Here is a 20,376-nt window from a genome sequence, read left to right as displayed (position 1 = left end):
CGCTTGCATCATTGATGTCCGCCTCGCCCGCACCGCTCGTGACTGTCACCGACAAGGGGCTGTACTGCCCGGCCGGTGGCTTTCATATCGATCCATGGCGGCCAGTCGAAACCGCCGTAATCACGCACGCACATGGCGATCATCTTCGCCACGGCAACACACGTTATCTGCTGGCGGAGTCAGGCTGTACCATCGCGCGGCATCGGCTCGGCGAGGCTCATGATCCCGTTACGTTGAAGTATGGCGACCGACTGCAGCTCGGCGCGACGACGATCTCGCTGCATCCTGCCGGTCACATCCTTGGCTCGGCGCAGCTGCGCATAGAACACGACGGACAGGTCTGGGTGGTCTCGGGAGACTACAAACGTCAGCCCGACCCAACTTGCACCCCATTCGAGCCACTGCAATGCGACGTGTTCATCAGCGAAGCCACCTTCGCCCTTCCCATCTATCAATGGCAACCCACCGGCGAAGTGATCGAAGAGATCTTTCAGTGGTGGCGCGCGAACCGTGATCGCGGCTTGGCTTCCGTGCTGTTTTGCTATGCGCTCGGCAAAGCCCAACGTGTGCTGGCCGAGCTGCGGGCATTCACAGACGAAACTGTCTACTTGCACGGCGCGGTGAACGTCCTTACGGACGTGTATCGCCGTGAAGGCATCGAGATGTTGCCGACCATGCCGGTTACCGGCGAACGCAAGAAAGACTATCGCGACGCTTTGATCCTCGCCCCGCCAAGCGCAGCCGGTACGCCATGGATGCGACGCTTCGGCGATCACTCCACGGGCTTCTGCTCCGGCTGGATGCGCGTGCGCGGCAATCGCCGCTGGCGTGGTTACGATCGAGGTTTCGTGCTGTCCGATCATGTCGACTGGCCGGGCCTCATCGACACGTTCAAAGAGACCGGCGCACGCAAGATCCTGCTGACTCACGGCTACTCCGACGCTCTGGCGCGCTACTTGAACGAGCTTGGCATCGCCGCCAGCGCACTGGAAACAGCGTATGGCGACGAGGGGCGGCAATGAAAGCCTTCGCCGCGTTGTACGAAGAGATCGACACGACCAAGTCCACCAATCTCAAGGTGGCGGCGATGGCCCGCTATTTTCGCGTCGCCCCGCCCGCCGACGCGGCCTGGGCTACTTATATATTGTCGGGGCGCCGGCTGAAGCGGTTCATCGGGCCCGCCTTGCTGAAGCGCTGGCTCGTCGAGGAATCGACGCTGCCGGAATGGTTGATCGACGAGTCCTACAGCTCGGTCGGCGACCTGGCCGAAACCATTGCATTGCTCACCGCCGGCACCACGCGCGGCGAAGCGAGCGCCTCAGACACATCCCTTGCCGACTGGATGGAAGAACGAGTGCTGCCGCTGCGTGAGGCCACTGACGAAGCTCGAAGGCAGACCATCACCACTTGGTGGCGTGAACTGCCCTATCGCCAATGTTTCCTGTTGAACAAGTTGCTGACCGGCGAGTTGCGCGTCGGGGTCTCTCAGCTGCTCGTGACGCGCGCGCTGGCCGATGTCACCGGCCTCGAGCGCACCGAGCTGGCCGGCCGCCTCATGGGCGAATGGCAGCCCGGCGCGCCGTTCTGGCAGGCTCTGCATGCGGCCGAGAGCCCTCGCACCGATCCGGCGGTTCCCTATCCTTTCTTCCTGGCTTCCCCGCTCGAAGGCGATCCGGCGGAGCTTGGCAACCGCTGCGCATGGCAGGCCGAATGGAAATGGGACGGCATTCGCGGCCAGCTCATTCGACGCGCCGGCGAATGTCACTTGTGGTCGCGGGGCGAGGAGCGCATCACCGAGCGCTTCCCCGAAATCATCGATGCCGCCGGCTCACTGCCGGACGGTGTGGTGCTCGATGGTGAAGTGGTCGCATGGAAGGATGGCCGCATCCAGCCATTCTCGCTGTTACAACAGCGCATCGGCCGCAAGAAGCTGACAGCGGCGATTCTGACCGCCGTGCCGGTGCAACTTGTCGCATACGACTTGCTGGAAGTCGAGGGTCGCGACTTTCGCGCCGTGCCATTGCGCGAACGGCGCCAGCAACTGCAGCAGTTGCTGGCCAACGCATCGCCCGTGTTACAAGTCTCACCCATCGTCACGGCCGCAAGCTGGCAAGAGCTCGCCGCGGCACGCGCCGAGTCGCGAGAAAGAAATGTCGAGGGACTGATGCTGAAGGCGCTGGATTCCAGCTATGGCACGGGCCGCCAGCGCGGCGCATGGTGGAAATGGAAGATCGAGCCCCACTCCTTCGATGCGGTGATGATCTACGCGCAACCCGGCCAGGGCCGGCGCTCCAATCTGCACACCGACTACACCTTCGGTGTCTGGCGCGACAACGAGCTGGTGCCGGTCGCCAAGGCCTACTCGGGATTGAGCCATCCGGAGATCGAACAGCTCGATCGCTGGATTCGCGCGCACACATTGGAAAGGTTTGGCCCGGTGCGCGCTGTTGAACCGACCCAGGTCTTCGAGCTCGCCTACGAAGGAATTGCAGCGTCGAGCCGGCACAAGTCGGGCATCGCATTGCGTTTCCCGAGAATCTTACGCTGGCGTACCGACAAGCCCGCCAATGAAGCGGATACACTCGCAAACCTGCAAGCCGTGCTTACATCCGCGGCTCCTGATGCGAGCGACAGGAGCTGTTAACATTTGTGCAACGATAAAATCGAGGGAACAATCATGAAATATTCAGGCAGCTGTCATTGCGGCGATGTCACGTTCGACTTCGAAGCCGAGTTCGACGCGGTGATCGAGTGCAACTGCTCGCATTGCAGCCGCAAAGGCTATTTGCTGACGTTCGTGCCGGCCGAGCAGTTCACATTGAAGAGCGGCGAGGCCAGCCTGGCCACCTACACGTTCAACAAGCACGTCATCCAGCATCAATTCTGCAAACGCTGCGGCTGCGCGCCGTTCGGTTTCGGCGCCAATCCTCAAGGCGGCAAGGTGGCGGCCATCAATGTGCGCTGCCTGGAGAACTTCGATCTAGCCAGCGTCAAGCGCAATCCGTTCGACGGCAAGTCCTACTAAAGCGCGCTCCGCTACCGTTATCGGCTCGCGACGGCGGGCCGATAATTTGGGGCGTGCGGCACGAGATCGTGCGCCAACATCAGGGCCTCACGGGCCAGCTCGACCAGGTGCCGCGTGCAATATTCGTATTCCCCGCGGACGACGACGATCGATAACGACACCGCGCCGGCCTGCTCCGTCATTTGCAACATCGCTCGAGCCGGATCGATGCGAGGTGGCTCGCGACCGGGCAATTGCGCCGCGCGCAACAAAGTTTTCAGTTCCCGGAGCAACGGCGAGCCCGCGCTCGCTTCGAACAAGGCAGAGAACGTCAGCGTCGCGGCTTCGATGTCGATGCGCAGGCGGCTGACCCGGCCATCCGGCCATTCCAGATCCAGAGGCATGCGGCCGACCCGCAGCTTGCCTTCCTGAAAACCTCGAAGCTCACCGCGCTCCACCAGAGCGCGCAAGGCCGCGCAGACTGCCTTGACCTCTTTAGACCGCCGGATGGGCGCCACAAACTCGCAGGGAAGGGTCATTTCAGGGGCATTACTCATATGCTAAATCACCTACCGATGAGTAGGCGGAGCATAGGATAGGCGGTCGCGGCCGGCGGCTCCAGCCCCCGGGGGCACATCAGGCGCACTTCACATGCACCCAGGCGGCGAATCGAATACAGTGACGCCCCCAAAATTGGTCACGTCGTTACCGATCAGTCACCGAGCCCAAGCTTAATGAGTCAAGACAGCTCCTTGTCAGCGAACGCACGGGATAATCTTCGCCAGGCGGCCCTTGAGTATCACGAGCGCCCCACCCCCGGAAAACTGGCCATCACGGCCACCAAGCAGCTGACCAATCAGCGCGACCTGGCGCTGGCCTATTCTCCCGGCGTCGCCGCGGCATGCGAGGCCATCGCCGAAGATCCGCTCGCCGCATTTCGTTACACGGCGCGCGGCAACCTGGTTGCGGTCATCACCAACGGCACGGCCGTGCTCGGCCTGGGTGCCATCGGTCCGCTGGCCGCCAAGCCGGTCATGGAAGGCAAGGCGGTGCTGTTCAAGAAATTTGCCGGCATCGACGTGTTCGACATCGAGCTGGACGTGCACGATCCGGAGCAGTTGATCAATGTGATCGCCGCGCTCGAGCCCACGTTCGGCGGCATCAACCTCGAGGACATCAAGGCCCCGGAATGCTTCATCGTCGAGCGGCGCCTGCGCGAGCGCTTGAAAATTCCCGTGTTCCATGACGATCAGCACGGCACGGCCATCATCGTCGCCGCCGCCGTGCTCAATGGCCTGCAAGTGGTCGGCAAGGACATCAAATCGGTGAAGCTCGCGGTCAGCGGCGCCGGCGCCGCGGCCCTCGCATGCGTCGACTTGCTGGTGGACATCGGTCTGCCGCGCGAGAACGTGTGGCTCACCGATCTCGCCGGGGTGGTCTACGCCGGCCGCAAAGAGTTGATGGACCCCGAGAAGGAGCGCTTCGCGCAGCCCACGCAGTTGCGCACGCTGGCCGAGGTCATCGTCGACGCCGACATATTCCTCGGCCTGTCCGCTGGCGGTGTACTCAAACCGCACATGGTCGCGACGATGAAACCGCGCCCGCTCATTCTCGCGCTCGCCAATCCGACGCCCGAGATCCTGCCGGAAGAAGTCATGGCAGTGCGCGACGATGCCGTGATGGCCACTGGCCGCACCGACTATCCGAACCAGGTGAACAACGTCCTGTGCTTCCCCTACATCTTCCGGGGTGCGCTCGATGTCGGCGCGACCACGATCACGCGCTCGATGGAAATCGCAGCGGTGCATGCCATCGCCGAGCTGGCGCGCCAGGAACAAAGCGACATCGTTGCCAGCGCCTACAACACCGAAGACCTGAACTTCGGTCCCAGATACATCATTCCCAAGCCCTTCGACCCGCGGCTGATCGTGAAGATCGCGCCGGCGGTGGCCAAGGCGGCCATGGAGAGCGGCGTCGCGACCCGGCCGATTGCCGATTTCGACGACTATCGCCAGAAGCTGCAGCAGTTCGTGTATCACGCCGGTACGTTCATGCAGCCGGTGTTCGCGGCAGCGCGCCGCATCGGCCAGCACACGCGCATCATCTTTGCCGAGGGCGAAGAAGAGCGCGTGCTGCATGCCGCGCAGATCCTGGTGGACGAGAAGCTGGCGAAGCCCATCCTGATCGGGCGGCGTAGCGTCATCGACAAACGCATCCAGAAATACGGGTTGCGCCTCAAGCGCGACGAGCACTTCACCAACGTGGATCCTGAGTACGACCCGCGCTATCGCGAGTATTGGGAGGAATACCGCCGCCTGATGGGACGCCAGGGCGTCACGGCACAGTTCGCCAAGCTCGAGCTGCGCCGGCGCACCACGTTGATCGCGGCGATGCTGATGAGAAAAGGCGAAGGCGACTGCATGATCTGCGGCACCATCAGCAGCAGCGCGCGGCATTTGAAATATGTCGACCGCGTGTTGGGCAAGAAGCCGGGCACGACCGTGTACGGCGCGATGAGCGCGCTGGTGCTGCCCGGCCGGCAGCTGTTCATCGTCGATACGCACGTGAATCTGGACCCCAGCGCCGAGCAACTGGCGGAGATCACACTGCTCGCGGCGGAAGAAGTGAGAAATTTCGGTATCGAGCCCAAGGTCGCGTTGATCTCACATTCCAACTTCGGCACCAGCGACGCGCCGTCGGCGGTCAAGATGCGGCGCGTGCTGGAACTGGTGCGCGCCCACGCGCCGGAACTGGAAATCGACGGCGAAATGCACGGCGACTCGGCGCTCGACGAAAAAATTCGCAAGACGGCGCTGCCCGAAACGACGCTGCAAGGCTCGGCGAACCTGCTGGTGCTGCCGAACCTGGACGCGGCCAATATCGCTTATAACCTGCTGAAGACCGCCGCCGGCCAGAACGTGGCGGTCGGCCCCATCCTGCTGGGATGTTCGGCGGCGGTGAACATCCTGACGCCGTCGGTGACGGTGCGCAGGATAGTGAATGTGGCCGCGCTGACGGTCGTGCAGGCCAACGCAGCCAAGCAGATCACGGCGGGCCTGTCTTCGCCCTGATCGACCGACACCAGCGAAAAAGCCCGCTCCTCCTGTCGGAAGAACGGGCTTCGGTCGATGCCGGCCGCCGTTCAGGCGGGCCTGTCAGTCGTCGAACTCGTGCGACAGCATCTCGCCGTTGCGGCGGTCGATTACGACCTCGATCTCGCGCCCCTGCGCGTCGTAACCCTCGACCTTGGCGAGCAGATCGCGGATCTTGATCTCCTTCACCCTGATGCCCTGGGCCGTGAGCCGGGCCTCGATTTCACCGGCGCTCAACGCGTTGTCGGGCACCTTGACCACCCGCTCTTGCCCCGCGGTCTGCGCCCAGGCCGCCGCGCCGCCAATGCCTGCCAGGGCCACGACAGCCGCCAACATCGCGCCCAACATGCCGCCACGAATGCCACTGCCCTTTACGATAGTCATGTCACTTCTCCTCGTTCCTGTTACAACTGCCTATAGAACTGGTTGAATCCGACTCCCGCCCCCAATCAACCGTTTTGCGACTGGTTTGGGTCCGGGCCGTCATGGCGAAAGACACTACTCCCCGCGCACTGACACCAGCCCGCCACGCCCCGTCAGCCTGCTGTCAGGTCCCGGCAGTCACAGTAGCGGCATGAAATCCAGATACTCCATCACCCTGGTCCTGCTGCTGAGCATGCTCAGCCTGGGCATGTCTACGGGACACGCCGACAAGCGGGACAAGAAGCACGAGCACAACGTGGTCCGCGAAGCCCTGCAGCGGGGCGAAGTGCTGCCGCTCACCAAGATCCTGGCCATCGCCAATCAGCAGGTGCCCGGCGACGTGATCGAGGTGGAGCTGGAGGACGAGAACAAGGGCCTGGTCTATGAAATAAAAATACTCACTAGCACCGGCCGCGTGCGCGAAGTGAAAATAGACGCACGCACCGGCAAGGTGCTGAGCATCGAGGACGATTGATTGCGTGCGCTGGTGATCGAAGACGAGACCGCGGTGGCCCAGGACCTGGCGCAGGCCTTGTCCAGCGCCGGCTTCGTGGTCGACATCTCCAGCGAAGGCGAGGATGCCTGGTACAAGGGCAGCGTCGAGGATTACGACGTGGCGGTGCTCGATCTCGGCCTGCCGCGCATCGATGGTCTGTCGGTGCTCAAACGCTGGCGCAGCGCCCAGCGCACCTTTCCGGTCCTGATCCTGTCGGCCCGCAATGACTGGACCGAAAAAGTCGCGGGCATCGAAGCCGGCGCCGACGACTATCTGGGCAAGCCGTTCGAAATGGGCGAGCTGATCGCCCGCGTCCGTGGGCTCGTGCGGCGTGCCGCGGGCCGCGCCTCCTCCATCATCGAAGTCGGCCAACTGGTGCTCGACACGCATCGCATGTCGGCCACTTACGCGGGCCGGCCGATCCGTCTATCACAACTGGAATTTCGTTTCCTCGATTACCTCGCGCATCAATCCGGCCGCGCGGTTTCGGCCGGCGAGCTCGCCGAACACTTGTATGGCGCCGACGAGCCCGGTGACACCAATGCCATCGAAGCGCTGGTGGTACGGCTACGCCGCAAGATCGGGCCGCAAGTCATCGAGACCCGGCGCGGCTTCGGCTATCTGCTCGCGGGTGATGGTGGGTGATGCCGCGATCCTTGCGCGTTCGGCTGCTGCTGAGCGCCGCGATCGCGATCTTTCTCGCGCTGGCCGCCGCCTGGGTGGTCATGACGCTGCTGTTCGAGCGGCATGTCGAGCGCCGCATCGAAGCCGACCTGATTCGTGAAGGACTGCAACTCGCCGCCGCCGTATCGGTCGGTCCCGACGGCGCTCCCGCGCTCGAACGAGAGCCGGGCGATGCCAGGTTCTTCGAGCCCGCCAGCGGCCTGTACTGGCAGGTCTCCACCGACAAAGCCGCCCTGAGCTCGCGGTCGCTGTGGGATCAGCACCTGCCTCCGCCGGTCAACGCCACTTCATCGCAATGGCGCAAGCGCGTGATCGACGGGCCGTTCAATCAACAGGTGTTACTGGTCGAACGTTACGTTCGGCCGGAGCGCAGCGGCGCCGACGTGCTGATCCAACTCGCGCACGAACAAAAATCGCTGCACGACGCGCGCGAAGAGTTTGGTCACGAGCTGGCGCTGTTCCTGGCGATCCTCTGGTTCATCCTGTCCGCCGCTGCCTGGATCCATGTGGAGCTGGGCTTGAGACCGCTGCGCCATGTGCGCAATGAAGTGGAAACATTGAAGCGCAATCCGCGGGAACGCATGGCCGCCGCGCATGTGGCGGAAATCGAGCCGCTCACGCTCGCCATCAACGAGTTGGCCGATGCACGTGAGAAGGATTTGAGCCGTGCCCGGCGACGTGCCGCCGATCTCGCACACGGATTGAAAACGCCGTTGGCTGCATTGTCGGCGCAAAGCCGCCGTGCGCGAGAAGCCGGTGCAGTTGAAGCTGCCGATGGCCTCGATCGCGCGATCGCAGCTGCAAGGCTGGCCATCGAAAGCGAGCTGGCACGCAGTCGCGCAGCAGCCCTGCGTGCCGCTCCAAGCGGCGATAGCACCACGGCATTGCCATTGATCGAATCATTGATCGGCGTGGTCGAGAGAACCGAGTTCGGCGCCAGGCTGGTGTTCGAAGTGAACATTCCGGAGGATTTGCGCCTGCCGGTGGCGAGTGAGGACTTGCTGGAAATCGCCGGAGCCCTGATCGAGAACGCCGCGCGTTACGCACGGCGCCGTGTTCGCATCACCGGAGAAGCCGTCGAAGGCGGTGTGTTGCTGGTGGAAGACGATGGGCCAGGCATCGGGCCCGATAAAGTCGCCGAAGCATTGCTACGTGGTGGCCGACTCGACGAAGCCGGCTCCGGTCACGGCCTCGGTCTGGCCATCGCGCACGACCTGGTCGATGCCACGCGCGGCACGATTACGTTGCTGCGTTCGGAACTGGGCGGACTGAAGGTAGCGGTTGCCTGGCCCGCTGCAACTCCAGTCAGCCGCCTCTCCTGACGCTAGCGGGACGCATCGAGAAAGTTACGAACCCAGCTGGCCACTCGCTGCGCATCGTTCGGCTCTTGCAATGACGCAACCGCGGCGTCCGCGAAGTCCTGCCGGTAGAGCGTGCCTCGACGCAAGTCGATCAACGCTGCGGCATACTCCGGCGAAAACTCCGGATGCCCTTGAAACGAAATCGCGCGGCGCTCCGAATATTCGATCACGGCGTAAGGCGTGAACTCGCTGGCTGCGAGCACCGTCGCGCCTTGCGGCAGCTCGGTCACCTGATCCTGGTGCGATACCGGAATCTTCAGTGTCGGTACGCCATCCGAGCTCATCCATGCGGCACGACGTTTGATCTCGTAGCTGTGCAGGCCAACGCCCCAGCCCTTCGGCGACTTGATCACCCGTCCGCCGTAGGCTTCCGCCATGATCTGGTGGCCGAAACAAATGCCCACCAGCGGCGTGCCGCCGGACAGTTCCCGAATGAACGTTTTCAGCGCCTCGATCCAGGGATCGCCGTCATGCACGCCGGAGGCGGAGCCGCTGATGAGATACGCATCGTGACTGCTGGCCGGGTCGGGCAACTTGCCGGCGCGCAGGTCGTAATACGAGTAGCGGTAGCCGGGTCCCAGCAGTCGGCGGAACATATCGCCATAGGAGCCAAAACGGTCTTTCAGATCTGCCGGCGGCGCGCCGGTCTCGAGGATGCCCAGGTTCATTGCGATGCCAATGGAGAGAGTGCCGCTAGCTTACCAAGGCGCGCCACGGGAATTGGCCTGACCAATGGCCGGCGCCCGGCATCGCGGTGGAAAATTGCCGTTATTCTCTCTCTAAGCAACGACATAGGCCCACCGCGACAACCGGTGCCGTTGCCAGCACCCGGCGCTTGTGACAATTGGTCAAGCCAGCAATAATCCCCCCATCGCAGCCTGGGCCGTCAGCCGCCAATGCCACCTGAATCACAGCGCCTGTACGAACGCATCGCGCAGAAGCTCGCCAGTGGCATTGCGCGCGGCGATTACAAAGTCGGCCAGAGGTTGCCATCCGAGCGCGAGCTGGCGCAGGTGTTCTCGGTGTCCCGCCCCACGATTCGCGAAGCCATCATTGCGCTGGAGCTGGACCGTCTGGTCGAAGTGCGCGTCGGTTCCGGTGTGTATGTCACCAACACCGCGCCGCCGGGTGGCAAGGCGGGCGCGACCGACATCGGCCCCTTTGAATTGCTCGAGGCCCGTCGTTGCATCGAGGGCGAGTCGGCTGCGCTCGCTGCTACCCGCATCGATGATTCCCAGCTCGCGGAGCTGGCCGAGCTCGTCAACGAAATGCGCACTGAAAACGAGCACGACGTGATGCAGAGCGAAGACGCGGACAGGCGTTTTCACGAAGTGATCGCCACGGCCACTCAAAACAGCGGAATCATCGCAGCCGTGAAGATGTTGTGGGATGCACGTACTCGCTCGCCGCAAAGTCGGTCGTTGAGCGCAAAGGTGCGCGCCACGGGTATCAAGCCCCGCATCGATGAGCACACCGCAATACTCAAGGCGCTTCGTCAACACAATCCGGACGCGGCGCGAGCGGCCATGCGAGAGCATCTGTCGCGCGTCATCGACGCTTTGCTCAAAGCCACCGAGGTCGAGGAGCTGGAGCGCGCCCGCCAGCAGATCGCCGAGCAACGCAAGCGCTACGCCGGCGGCAAGTAGCGATCGCCCTGCTCTCGATCACCTGCAGGAGCCCTTAGGGGCAATGGCACTTAGTTAGCGCCCTCCAGTGGTTGGCGGTTAGGGCAGAACGGAGGCCAGGATTTAGCTCATTTCTGGCTAACCGCTATCCGCCATCCGCGAACCGCTGCGACAAAGACGGTTAACTAAGCACCATTGGCCTTAGGGGCGCCCCTGCCGTTCAGCTCGCCGCGCGGAAAAGTCCGGCACCCCGCAATCCAGCGTTGACATCGCGCACTGGTCAGGCCAGAGTGGCATGACCAGTATCTGCCAGACAGCGCCATGCACACGATCGTCGATGCCCGAGTCATCATCACCTGCCCGGGCCGCAATTTCGTCACGCTCAAGATCACCACCAAGAGCGGTGTTTACGGCCTGGGCGATGCCACCCTGAATGGCCGCGAGCTGGCGGTGGCCAGCTATCTCACCGACCACATCGTCCCCTGCCTGCTCGGCCGCGATGCGCGGCAGATCGAGGACATCTGGCAGTTCTTTTATCGGGGCGCCTATTGGCGCACTGGCCCGGTGACCATGACGGCCATCGCCGCGGTGGACGTCGCGCTGTGGGACATCAAGGCCAAGAACGCCAACATGCCGCTCTACGATCTGCTCGGCGGCGCCAGCCGCACCGGCGTAATGGTGTACGGCCACGCCAACGGCAAGGACATGGACGAGACCATCGCGCAGGCCAGGCACTACAAGGACATGGGTTACAAAGCCATCCGCCTGCAAAGCGGGGTGCCGGGCCTCGCCTCGACGTATGGCGTGTCCAAGGACAAGCTGTACTACGAGCCTGCCGACAGTGCCCGGCCCACCGAGAATGTCTGGTCGACGAGCAAGTACATGCCGACGGTGCCGAAGCTGTTCGCTGCCGCGCGCGAAGCTTTGGGCTGGGAGGTGCACCTGCTGCACGACGTGCATCACCGCCTCACGCCGCTGGAAGCCGGCCGCCTGGGAAAAGACCTGGAGCCGTTTCGGCCGTTCTGGCTGGAAGACTGCACGCCCGCGGAGAACCAGGCAGGCTTCCGCACGATTCGTCAGCACACCACGACGCCGCTCGCCGTCGGCGAAGTGTTCAACTCGGTGTGGGATGCCAAGCAACTCATCGACGAACAGTTGATCGACTACATCCGCACGACCATCGTGCACGCCGGCGGCATCAGCCACGTGCGTCGCATCGCTCATCTGGCGGAGCTGAACAATGTGAGAACCGGTTTCCACGGCGCGACGGATCTGTCGCCGGTGTGCATGGGCGCCGCGCTGCATTTCGATCTCTGGGTGCCGAACTTCGGCATTCAGGAGTACATGCGACACACACCCGAGACCGACGCGGTGTTCCCGCACGCCTATACGTTCTCGGACGGCTATCTGCACCCGGGCACGGCGCCCGGCCATGGCGTGGATCTCGACGAAGCGCTGGCCGCGAAATATCCCTATCGCGCGGCGAGCCTGCCGGTGAACCGGCTCGAGGACGGCACGCTGTTCAATTGGTAGCCCGAGCTAGTCGTTGAGCTCGCTCTCCGGCTGCGTCCTTCCGTGCGGCATCCGCCGACACGCGAGGCGACACGCTGTTACGACTGACAGTACCGCCGCTCGCACGAGTCGCGATCGTGCCGCTTTCGATAGGCAGGAGCCAGGCAGCATGTTACTGTATATAACCACATGCTCAGCGTGTCTCCATGTCGCCCGGGATCTCCCCGCAAGCGGCGCCTTCGCCGCTCTCTTCAGCCGCCGCCACCGATATGTCGGTGGCCGTGCGAGTGCTCTGCCAGTTCACTGCCAAGCGCGGCGATCTGGACCTGCGCTTTACTCCCGCTCCAACCTCACGTGAAGGCATCGCCGGCCACATCCTGATGGCGGCGCGTCGCGGACGCGACTATGAAGTCGAAGTCACCCTCGAAGGCACACATGATGGCCTGCGAGTTCGCGGCCGTGCTGACGGCTACGATAGCAAGGAGCGGCGCCTCGACGAGTGCAAAACATATCGCGGCGATCTCGCCCGCATGCCCGAGAACCATCGCGAGCTGCATTGGGCACAAGTGAAAATGTATGGCGCCATGCTGTGTCGGAAGCAGCAGCTGCCGCAGATTCGCCTCACGCTGGTGTATGTCCATGTGGACACCGAGGATGAAACGGTGTTCGCCCAGGACTTCCAGGCCGAGGAACTGCAAGCATTCTTCGAAGAGCACTGCTGCCGATACGCGGCCTGGGGGCGCTCCGAGCTCGAGCGTCGCGAGGCTCGCGATCGAGCGTTGCAATCGCTGAGCTTTCCTTTCGATTTCTATCCCGCGCAACGTCAGCTCGCCGAGGCTGTCTATCGAGCAGCTGCGATGGGCGAGCATCTACTGGCGCAGGCCCCGACCGGCGTCGGCAAGACCATGGGCACGCTCTTTCCCATGCTCAAGGCGTTGGGCGCGCAGAAGATCGATCGCATTTTTTATCTCACCGCCAAGACAACGGGCCGCCGGCTCGCGCTGGATGCGTTGCGTGTGCTCACGACATCGGAGCTGCGTGTTCTGGAAATCACCGCGCGCGAGAAGGTCTGCAAACATCCGGACCTGGCTTGCCATGGCGACTCTTGCCCGCTCGCCAAGCGATTCTATGACCGGCTGCCCGGCGCTCGAGCCGCCGCGCTCGAACGCGGCACGATGACGCGCTCCGTCATTGGCAGCGTCGCCACTGAGCACCGCGTCTGCCCGTATTTCCTGTCACAGGAGCTGGCGCGCTGGAGCGATGTGATCATCGGCGACTACAACTATTACTTCGATCGCAGCGCCTTCTTGTACTTGCTGGCCCAGGAACAAGGCTGGCGCGTCGGCGTGCTGGTGGATGAAGCGCACAACCTGATCGAGCGTGCACGGCGCATGTACTCTGCCACGCTCGACGCCGAGACACTGCGGCAGGCTCGCAAGCAAGCGCCGCCCATGCTCCGTGGCGCGACCCAGCGACTGAGCCGTGAATTCCAGCGAATAGCAAACGCGCAGTCGGAGCCTTATCAGGTTTATGAGGCCGTGCCCAAGTCGCTGCTGAAAGCACTGGACACTTATATCGATCGTCACACCACGCTGGCCGATCAAGCCATGGTGCTGCCCGATGGCCTGGAGCGGCTGTTCTTCGATGCGCTGGCATTCAACGGGCTCGCTCAGGAATTCGCCGAGCACTCGTTGTTCGACATCACCCATCCGGAACACGCGACATTCACCATCAGGAATGTCGTGCCCGCCCCTTTCCTGAAATTGCGCTTCACTCATGCGCATTGCGTGGCGCTGTTCTCGGCCACGCTCACACCGCGCGAGTTCTATCTGGATCTATTGGGACTGCCGGAGACGACCCGTTGGCTGAATGTGGAATCACCGTTCTCGGCGGAGCAGCTCGAGGTGTGGATAGTGCGGCACATTTCTACGCGCTATCGGCATCGCGACGATTCCATTGCGCCCATGGTCGAGCTGATCGTCCGGCAGTACGAACGGCTGCCCGGCAACTACTTCGTGTTCGCCAGCAGCTTCGACTACCTGGCGAGAATTGCCGAGCAACTGGACCGCGTCGCTGCGCACATTCCCAATCGCCTGCAAAGCCGCAACATGACCGAGAGCGAGCGCCAGGAATTTCTGGATGCCTTCGCGCCGGACGGACGCAGTATTGCGCTGGCCGCGCTGGGCGGCGCATTCGGCGAAGGCATCGATCTACCCGGCGAACGCGTAATTGGGGCATTCATTGCCACTCTCGGCCTGCCGCAACTCAACGATGTGACCGAGCAGATGCGCTTGCGCATGGATCAACTGTTCGAGGCCGGCGATGCGTACACCTATTTATATCCCGGCCTGCAGAAAGTGATTCAGGCCGCAGGGCGAGTGATTCGTACACGCAACGATCGCGGTGTCTTGTATCTGATCGACGATCGCTACGCGCGTCGCGAGGTGCGCGAGCTGTTGCCCAAGTGGTGGAAGTTGCGCATGCTCGCGCTTTGATCGTAGCGGGCGCAACAAAACTGGCCTTCGGCGGCGTTGCGCAGCAGCACGCGTAGCGGAATCGTCACGACTCTCAGCGCGCCCAACGCGAATGCGCGCCGGCGGGCGGCGCCGGCGCGGGATGGCGTGTCAATGTAAGAAATAGGGATCGAGCACGCGCACTTCCGTTATGCGATCCACGGGCAAGCCGTTGCGTTCGGCGACCGACCGGATGGCCTCGGGCGAGGGTCCATCGTAGATGCAGTAGGTCTTCTTGCGATCCGGCGTGACGTAGGAATGAATCCAGGTCACCCCTTCCTGCGCGTTGTTGCCGATCACGGTGGCGGCCGCCTTGGCGCCCTCGGCGTTGGCGGGCAGACCCAGGCCGTCGGGAAAAGTACGCTCGATGAGATAACGCGGCATGGCAAGCTCCTCGAAGTGCAAAGGATCCCGAGGATACGAAGCCGCGCCGGCACGGGCTACGGTGGGATTGCCTATCTTTCAGCTATCCTTGGTTATAGCCCCGACGTTATAGCTCGAAAGGGATTACAGCCCGAACGGGCCGTATCCCGCACCCCCGCATCATGCGCCCATAGGGCAGTGGCTCATGACACGGGCTTGCTCATGTGCAGCTTGGCCAGATGCCCGCCGAGCAGCGCGGCCGGCAGGGTCAACAGCAGGCCGATGACCTTGAACCAGGTCGGCAGTTCGCCCGCGCCGATCATGCTCAGGAGCAAACCAAGCACGCCAAACGCCAGCGCATTGAAGTAAGGCACGCTGCCCGCCAGCCGCGCCGCCAGATAGCCGCCGAGCACGGTGGATGCCGTGCCCAGGATCAACCCCAACGTGAGATAGCGCACGTCCTGGAGCAGCACCTGGTAGGCGCTGCGAATCTGCTCCTGCGACATCCCTGAACCGAAGCTGGGGCCGCCGAACATCTGCGTCAGCACCATGCTGGAAACGAAGTCGACGCCGAGCACGGCGAGGCTGGCAAGGATGACTGCTCTGATGCTGATGTTGGGCATGCGGCAAGAGTAGGAGCATGCGGACACTTTGGCCAGCCGGTCGTCGTCAGCACTTTTGCTGGCCGGGCTGTCAGGTAATACTTGCCAGCCGCTCGGATGTGCGTTCAGCTCCATGTCAAAAACCAACAAGCTGCTGCTCGCACTGAGCTTCGTCGGCTTCATTGCGCTCGGCCTGCCCGATGCCGTCATCGGTGTCGCGTGGCCGGCGCTGCGTGCTCATTTCGATCTGAACCAGGATGCGCTCGGCGCCCTGTTCATTACCGCCACCGTCGGCTCGGTGATGGCAAGCATGGCCACCGGCGCGATCCTGAGCCGCATCGGCATCGGCGAGTTACTGACGATCTCCTGCGTGATCACGGCGCTCAGCTTGTTCGGCTACACCATCGCGCCTTCCTGGATCGTGCTGGTGACGCTCGGGTTGATGACCGGCTTCGGCGCCGGCGCGATCGACGCGGCCATCAACACTTACGCGGCCACGAGCTATTCAGCGAGGCTCGTGAACGTGCTGCATGCCTTCTATGGCGTAGGAGCCGCGGCAGGTCCGGCGCTGATGACGGCCGTTCTCGCGGCGGGACAGGACTGGCAACTCGGCTATCGCATCATTGTCGGCGTGGAGATCGCGCTCGCAATCGCCTTCGTCCTGTCGCGCAAGCAGTGGCCACCGCCCGTAGTCCATCACGAGGAACATCGCCGCCCCGCACGCCTGGTCGAGACATTGCGGCTCGGTAAGGTGCAGCTGTCGCTTCTCGTGTTCTTCCTGTACACGGGATGTGAAGCGGCGGCCGGCGCTTGGGTTTTCTCGCTGCTATTCGAGTCGCGCGACATCGCGACAGCTGCCGCGGGCACCGCCGTCACTCTGTACTGGGGCGGATTGTTTGCAAGCCGATTGGGTTATGCATTCCTGCCGGCCGCAACGAGCCCCGACGCGGTGATCCGGCTTTGTCTCATCGCCGCACTCGGCGGCGTAGTCACGCTTGCCCTGAATCTGCATCCACTGGTGGATACAGTCGCCATCTCGCTGATGGGATTCGCGGCGGGGCCCATTTTCCCGTCCTTGATCGCAACCACGCCGGCGCGTGTAGGACCACGCCACACCGCCAACACCGTCGGCTTTCAGATATCCATTGCCGCCGTCGGCCTGGCCGTGCTGCCTGCGCTATGTGGATTGGTGGCACAGCACCTGGGCCTGGAGCTCGTTCCGATCCTGCTGACGGTGTGCTGGTCGATTCTGCTGGCCGCGTATCTCGCGTTACGCCGCAGCGACCTCGCCACCGCGCTCTAGATATTCGAAGTTGGTACTATCGCGCACCTGTTTTTTTATCTCGCGATGGCGGAGCAAGGCATGATCAAACACATCGTTCTCTGGCGGCTCAAGAACAAGGCCGACACGGCGCTCATCAAGCAGGAGCTGGAAGGCATGCGCGGCAAAATCCCTTGCCTGTTGAGCCTGGAAGTCGGAATCAATTTCGCCGAGGGCTCGCCGGTGGACTTGGGCGTGTACACCGAATTCAAGGATCGTGCAGCGCTGGAGGAATATGCCGAGCATCCGCTGCACGTGCCGGTCAAGCAGTTCATGGCTCCGCGGGTAGCCGAGCGTTGGGTGCTCGACTACGAGATCTGAACGCCGCGGCCAAATTCAAATCGTTGAATTGACAAAGCCAGCCGATTGCTCGGCTGGCTTTGTCTGCATCCCGCCACCGGGATGGGCTCGGCGGACGGTCCGCAGCTCGCGCGAGTGCGGGCGTCAGGTGGTGGCGCTCTGCGGCTTGCGGAACTTCAGCGTCATGCGGTCCGACTCGCCGATCGCATCGTACTTGGTGCGGTCGAAATTCGGATCGTGCGCATTCGGACCCTCGCTGTAGGGCCTCGTGCGCTTGGTCGGCGGCAGCGTCCACACGCCGAACGGGTGATCCTTGGTGTCTTTCGCGTTGGCATTGATCTCGGACTTCTCCACCAGCTCGAAGCCGGCCTTCTGTGCCTGCTCGATGACGTACGCCTCGGTGACGTAGCCGCTGGTGGCCTTCGGATCCTGCTCGCCCGGATTGGCGCGATGCTGCTCGATCGCGAGAATGCCGCCGGGCTTGAGCGCGCCGTACAGATCATTGAGATATTTCTCGGTAACGCCGCTGCCCATCCAGCCGTGAAACGAGCGTGCGGTCAACGCGAAGTCAAACGTGTTCTCCGGCAGCGGAGCAGACTTCGGTCCGAAGTTCACCAGCTCCACCGTGCCATACACATCGGGCTTGGCGGCGAAGCGCGCTGCGAATTCAGCACGGCTCTGCTTTGCGGCCTCCGACAACTCGGGATTGCCCAAGTCGGCTGCGGTCGCGTAGTACTTGCCGCCCGTCGCCTTTGCATATGGCGCAAGAATGTCGCTCCACCAACCACCGCCAGGCTGCACCTCCAGAATCGTCATTCCCGGCGCGAGCCCCCAGAACTCCAGCGCTTCTTGCGGATGACGATATTCGTCGCGCGCCTTGTCCTCGGCGCTGCGCCACTCGCCTGCAATGCTGGCGGACAACGGATCGGCGGCCGCGGGCTGCGTAGTCTCGGCGGCCGCCTGCGTTGCGGGCTCCTGTTTCGAACACGCCGCAAGCGCAGCGAATATCGCCAGCGCTGACACTTGCGCGAGGCGCCCTGCCGCCGATGCCCCTGCCATGGATGATGAGTGCTTCATTCATTTTCTCCTTCGTTAGAGGACGCGCGCATGCGCCACCGATGACACCACGTCACGCGCCAATTCTGCGGGCAAACGCGAAGCATGGCATCGTCAGGCGGAGGCAACAAGCCGACGCTTTCCTCGGCGAGTGGGTCGAGCCGCCGCCGGATCGGGGTACCAGCAAGCGTGCAATTTTTTTCTCCAGCCAGCGCTCGAAGCCGGCGCCGGCAGCGCCGACCTCTACGTCATCCGCTACCGTTGACACGCCCCACCCCGGTAGCCGCCAGCCCCGAACTGGCATACAATGCCGCCCCTCTCCCGGGCCGGCTTAGCACAGTTGGTAGTGCATCTGATTTGTAATCAGAGGGTCGGGGGTTCGAGTCCCTCAGCCGGCACCAGCAAATTCCCGCATTTTCAGCAATTCTGAGCACTTTCAGCGTTTGCTGAGTCACCACTGAGTCACCTGACAGAGCGGGCCGCCGCAGTGTTAGAGCACCGCGACGGCCCTAAGCACAACCTCACCTGAGATAGAGGTGCTGTCATGCCTGACTCTAAGCATACCGGGTGCGCCCCGGCGTTTCTGTTATCCGTACCCACTTCTGCCGGAACAGATACCGGTTCTGCAGAAATCTGCGGAACCGATTCCCGCTCCCGTCGTCTCGCTCGTCAGCAGGGCGGGCAAGGCGGCACATTGCTTCGTCAGAATTCTGACGAAGCAAAACCAGTTCGCACCGATGAGTCGGTTGCCGAACTTGCAAATGTGTCACGAGATACTGTCCGTAAGGTTGAGATGCTCCAAATGCTCGCCAATCACCTGCGCTCGGTCGCAGCGCTCTCGCCCAACGATCCCGAACTGCAAGCCCGGGTGAACGCCGCCGGCACTGCCTGCCAGCAGCTCGTCGCCTTTCTGCGGCGCCAGGGAGGCAGCAATGGCCGCTAACGTCCTGCGGATGTACCCGCATTCGCTGTTCAAGGCGCCCGAGCGGAGCAAGCGCCGCGGTCGGCTGCCTCGGGGCGTCGCGAACATCAAGCACTACTCCCGGCTCAAGGTGGGCGTCCTCGCCGAAGTCGCTGGTAGCCGCGACAAGCCTGAAAACGACGGCATTCGCGTGCTCATCACCAAATTCGATCCAAGCTCGCGGCACTGCTGGTTGGCGCAATCCCTTGATCGCAAGATCCGCTGCAGTGATGGCGAGCTTGATCGGTTTGTCTGGTTCAAACCCGAACAGCTGCGCCGCGTGTGGACCGGGCTATCGCCGAATGAGCGGCTGCAACTCCGACTGCGGAGGGCCGCGCCATGAGAAAGCGCACCGATGCAGCGAAGCGCGCCGCCCGCACTCGCCGGCTCAAGAGAGTCATCGCCGCACGGATCGCGCAGGCCCGTCACGACGCGTTCGAGGACGCTATCCGCAGCGTCGCGGCCGAGAACCCCGCCGGCCGCTTGGGAGCGTTCGAGCGCTGGTTTAAGGCGGAATGGATGAAGACGGGAGGCACGTTGTAGGCAGCCGTGCCAATTGGCCCACCTGCAAGCCCCGGTGCGAATCGGCGAAATAGGTTCGTCTGAATTCAGACTACCCTTTCCACTTCAAGCCCGGTGCTCGCGACCGGGCTTTTTCATTCATACGTCGGCGTGAACACCCCAGCGCCGAACCGTGCCGGCGGATTGCCAGGGTTAAGCTCGGTGTAGCGTACGAATACGGCTTCGGTGCCCGTCAGTTCGCCGATACTGAATTCCCAGGAGAAGTTGCCGCTGGCATCTGAACTCTGATCCGTCAAAGTCTGGTCGGGCTCTCCAAAGGAACTGGTCACGTCCTCAAACATCTCGACCGTGATACCGGACGCTTCCACAGGATCGCCGTTCTCATCGATCAGCGTGCCGCTGTTGACGGTGACGTGGAACCGCCTCATTTTGGGGATGAGAGCGCGGAAGTGATCATTCAGTCATCCCATCCATGACGTTGTACGCGCAGCGCAGCTTCGGTCCATTCCTGACCGAGCCGATGGACAGCCTCGGCCATGGT

The 20,376-nt window shown here is 63.0% G+C and carries 22 protein-coding genes and 1 tRNA gene; 16 read left to right on the top strand and 7 right to left on the bottom strand.

Going from position 1 to position 20,376, the window contains the following annotated elements; translation table 11 throughout:
- The first annotated feature begins 14 nt into the window (after positions 1 to 14).
- Genes VGE08_RS04800 through VGE08_RS04790 form a run of 3 tightly spaced genes read left to right on the top strand, consistent with a single transcriptional unit; the run spans position 15 to position 3,025 of the window.
- Positions 15 to 1,022: a ligase-associated DNA damage response exonuclease gene (locus VGE08_RS04800; RefSeq protein ID WP_331066723.1), complete on the top strand. Its 1,008-nt coding sequence runs from the start codon at positions 15 to 17 to the stop codon at positions 1,020 to 1,022.
- Positions 1,019 to 2,644 (top strand): ATP-dependent DNA ligase, encoded by a 1,626-nt coding sequence (locus VGE08_RS04795; RefSeq protein WP_331066722.1) that lies wholly within the window; start codon positions 1,019 to 1,021, stop codon positions 2,642 to 2,644. Before VGE08_RS04800 ends, VGE08_RS04795 begins: the two co-directional genes overlap by 4 nt.
- 33 nt (positions 2,645 to 2,677) lie before the next feature.
- Positions 2,678 to 3,025: a GFA family protein gene (locus tag VGE08_RS04790; protein WP_331066721.1), complete on the top strand. Its 348-nt coding sequence runs from the start codon at positions 2,678 to 2,680 to the stop codon at positions 3,023 to 3,025.
- A gap of 17 nt (positions 3,026 to 3,042) precedes the next feature.
- Here VGE08_RS04790 and VGE08_RS04785 read toward each other — a convergent pair whose 3' ends face one another.
- Positions 3,043 to 3,561, bottom strand: coding sequence for a hypothetical protein (locus VGE08_RS04785; RefSeq protein WP_331066720.1), 519 nt, complete (start codon positions 3,559 to 3,561; stop codon positions 3,043 to 3,045).
- A gap of 177 nt (positions 3,562 to 3,738) precedes the next feature.
- Here VGE08_RS04785 and VGE08_RS04780 point away from each other — a divergent pair, with 177 nt between their 5' ends.
- Complete coding sequence (locus VGE08_RS04780) at positions 3,739 to 6,075, top strand: NADP-dependent malic enzyme (RefSeq protein WP_331066719.1); 2,337 nt, start codon at positions 3,739 to 3,741, stop codon at positions 6,073 to 6,075.
- 84 nt (positions 6,076 to 6,159) lie between these two features.
- On the opposite strand, the gene VGE08_RS04775 is transcribed toward VGE08_RS04780, so the two are convergent.
- A complete protein-coding gene (locus VGE08_RS04775; protein ID WP_331066718.1) occupies positions 6,160 to 6,480 on the bottom strand; it encodes a PepSY domain-containing protein in 321 nt (106 codons plus the stop codon).
- 190 nt (positions 6,481 to 6,670) lie between these two features.
- On the opposite strand from VGE08_RS04775, the gene VGE08_RS04770 reads away from it, so the two are divergent.
- The 3 genes from VGE08_RS04770 to VGE08_RS04760 are packed head-to-tail and all read left to right on the top strand — an operon-like array spanning position 6,671 to position 9,021.
- Positions 6,671 to 6,994, top strand: coding sequence for a PepSY domain-containing protein (locus tag VGE08_RS04770; RefSeq protein ID WP_331066717.1), 324 nt, complete (start codon positions 6,671 to 6,673; stop codon positions 6,992 to 6,994).
- Positions 6,995 to 7,660, top strand: coding sequence for a response regulator transcription factor (locus VGE08_RS04765; RefSeq protein WP_331066716.1), 666 nt, complete (start codon positions 6,995 to 6,997; stop codon positions 7,658 to 7,660).
- Positions 7,660 to 9,021, top strand: coding sequence for a sensor histidine kinase (locus VGE08_RS04760; RefSeq protein WP_331066715.1), 1,362 nt, complete (start codon positions 7,660 to 7,662; stop codon positions 9,019 to 9,021). Before VGE08_RS04765 ends, VGE08_RS04760 begins: the two co-directional genes overlap by 1 nt.
- 2 nt (positions 9,022 to 9,023) lie before the next feature.
- Here the strand turns inward: VGE08_RS04760 and VGE08_RS04755 are convergent, their stop codons facing one another.
- Complete coding sequence (locus VGE08_RS04755) at positions 9,024 to 9,728, bottom strand: glutamine amidotransferase-related protein (protein WP_331066714.1); 705 nt, start codon at positions 9,726 to 9,728, stop codon at positions 9,024 to 9,026.
- A 228-nt stretch (positions 9,729 to 9,956) separates the two neighbouring features.
- Here VGE08_RS04755 and VGE08_RS04750 point away from each other — a divergent pair, with 228 nt between their 5' ends.
- The 3 genes from VGE08_RS04750 to VGE08_RS04740 all read left to right on the top strand — a co-directional run bounded on the left by VGE08_RS04750 (position 9,957) and on the right by VGE08_RS04740 (position 14,692).
- Positions 9,957 to 10,706, top strand: coding sequence for a FadR/GntR family transcriptional regulator (locus VGE08_RS04750; RefSeq protein WP_331066713.1), 750 nt, complete (start codon positions 9,957 to 9,959; stop codon positions 10,704 to 10,706).
- A 300-nt stretch (positions 10,707 to 11,006) separates the two neighbouring features.
- Positions 11,007 to 12,218 (top strand): D-mannonate dehydratase ManD, encoded by a 1,212-nt coding sequence (manD, locus tag VGE08_RS04745; protein WP_331066712.1) that lies wholly within the window; start codon positions 11,007 to 11,009, stop codon positions 12,216 to 12,218.
- Positions 12,219 to 12,403: 185 nt separating this feature from the next.
- Entirely contained in the window at positions 12,404 to 14,692 is a 2,289-nt protein-coding gene (locus VGE08_RS04740; protein ID WP_331066711.1) for an ATP-dependent DNA helicase, read from the top strand.
- Positions 14,693 to 14,821: 129 nt separating this feature from the next.
- Here the strand turns inward: VGE08_RS04740 and VGE08_RS04735 are convergent, their stop codons facing one another.
- Together VGE08_RS04735 and VGE08_RS04730 are read right to left on the bottom strand one after the other, a co-directional pair.
- Entirely contained in the window at positions 14,822 to 15,094 is a 273-nt protein-coding gene (locus VGE08_RS04735) for a DUF4242 domain-containing protein (protein ID WP_331066710.1), read from the bottom strand.
- 182 nt (positions 15,095 to 15,276) lie between these two features.
- The gene (locus VGE08_RS04730; RefSeq protein ID WP_331066709.1) at positions 15,277 to 15,696 is read right to left on the bottom strand and encodes a hypothetical protein; all 420 of its coding nucleotides are present in this window, start codon (positions 15,694 to 15,696) and stop codon (positions 15,277 to 15,279) included.
- Positions 15,697 to 15,808: 112 nt separating this feature from the next.
- On the opposite strand from VGE08_RS04730, the gene VGE08_RS04725 reads away from it, so the two are divergent.
- Both VGE08_RS04725 and VGE08_RS04720 read left to right on the top strand, forming a co-directional pair.
- Entirely contained in the window at positions 15,809 to 16,978 is a 1,170-nt protein-coding gene (locus VGE08_RS04725) for an MFS transporter (RefSeq protein ID WP_331066708.1), read from the top strand.
- Positions 16,979 to 17,038: 60 nt separating this feature from the next.
- Positions 17,039 to 17,317 (top strand): Dabb family protein, encoded by a 279-nt coding sequence (locus VGE08_RS04720; RefSeq protein WP_331066707.1) that lies wholly within the window; start codon positions 17,039 to 17,041, stop codon positions 17,315 to 17,317.
- A 123-nt stretch (positions 17,318 to 17,440) separates the two neighbouring features.
- Here VGE08_RS04720 and VGE08_RS04715 read toward each other — a convergent pair whose 3' ends face one another.
- Positions 17,441 to 18,373 (bottom strand): class I SAM-dependent methyltransferase, encoded by a 933-nt coding sequence (locus tag VGE08_RS04715; RefSeq protein ID WP_331066706.1) that lies wholly within the window; start codon positions 18,371 to 18,373, stop codon positions 17,441 to 17,443.
- 304 nt (positions 18,374 to 18,677) lie between these two features.
- On the opposite strand from VGE08_RS04715, the gene VGE08_RS04710 reads away from it, so the two are divergent.
- The 4 genes from VGE08_RS04710 (at position 18,678) to VGE08_RS04695 (ending at position 19,856) form a co-directional block, all read left to right on the top strand.
- Positions 18,678 to 18,753: transfer RNA gene (locus tag VGE08_RS04710), tRNA-Thr, on the top strand.
- Between the two features lie 143 nt (positions 18,754 to 18,896).
- Positions 18,897 to 19,295 (top strand): hypothetical protein, encoded by a 399-nt coding sequence (locus tag VGE08_RS04705; protein WP_331066705.1) that lies wholly within the window; start codon positions 18,897 to 18,899, stop codon positions 19,293 to 19,295.
- A complete protein-coding gene (locus VGE08_RS04700; RefSeq protein ID WP_331066704.1) occupies positions 19,285 to 19,656 on the top strand; it encodes a hypothetical protein in 372 nt (123 codons plus the stop codon). Before VGE08_RS04705 ends, VGE08_RS04700 begins: the two co-directional genes overlap by 11 nt.
- Entirely contained in the window at positions 19,653 to 19,856 is a 204-nt protein-coding gene (locus tag VGE08_RS04695) for a hypothetical protein (RefSeq protein ID WP_331066703.1), read from the top strand. Before VGE08_RS04700 ends, VGE08_RS04695 begins: the two co-directional genes overlap by 4 nt.
- Before the next feature lie 113 nt (positions 19,857 to 19,969).
- Here the strand turns inward: VGE08_RS04695 and VGE08_RS04690 are convergent, their stop codons facing one another.
- Positions 19,970 to 20,263: a hypothetical protein gene (locus VGE08_RS04690; RefSeq protein ID WP_331066702.1), complete on the bottom strand. Its 294-nt coding sequence runs from the start codon at positions 20,261 to 20,263 to the stop codon at positions 19,970 to 19,972.
- Positions 20,264 to 20,376: the final 113 nt, after the last annotated feature.

This window comes from Steroidobacter sp., assembly GCF_036406195.1.
In the GTDB taxonomy this organism is placed as follows: domain Bacteria; phylum Pseudomonadota; class Gammaproteobacteria; order Steroidobacterales; family Steroidobacteraceae; genus Steroidobacter.
This window is presented reverse-complemented; position numbering and strand designations above follow the sequence as displayed.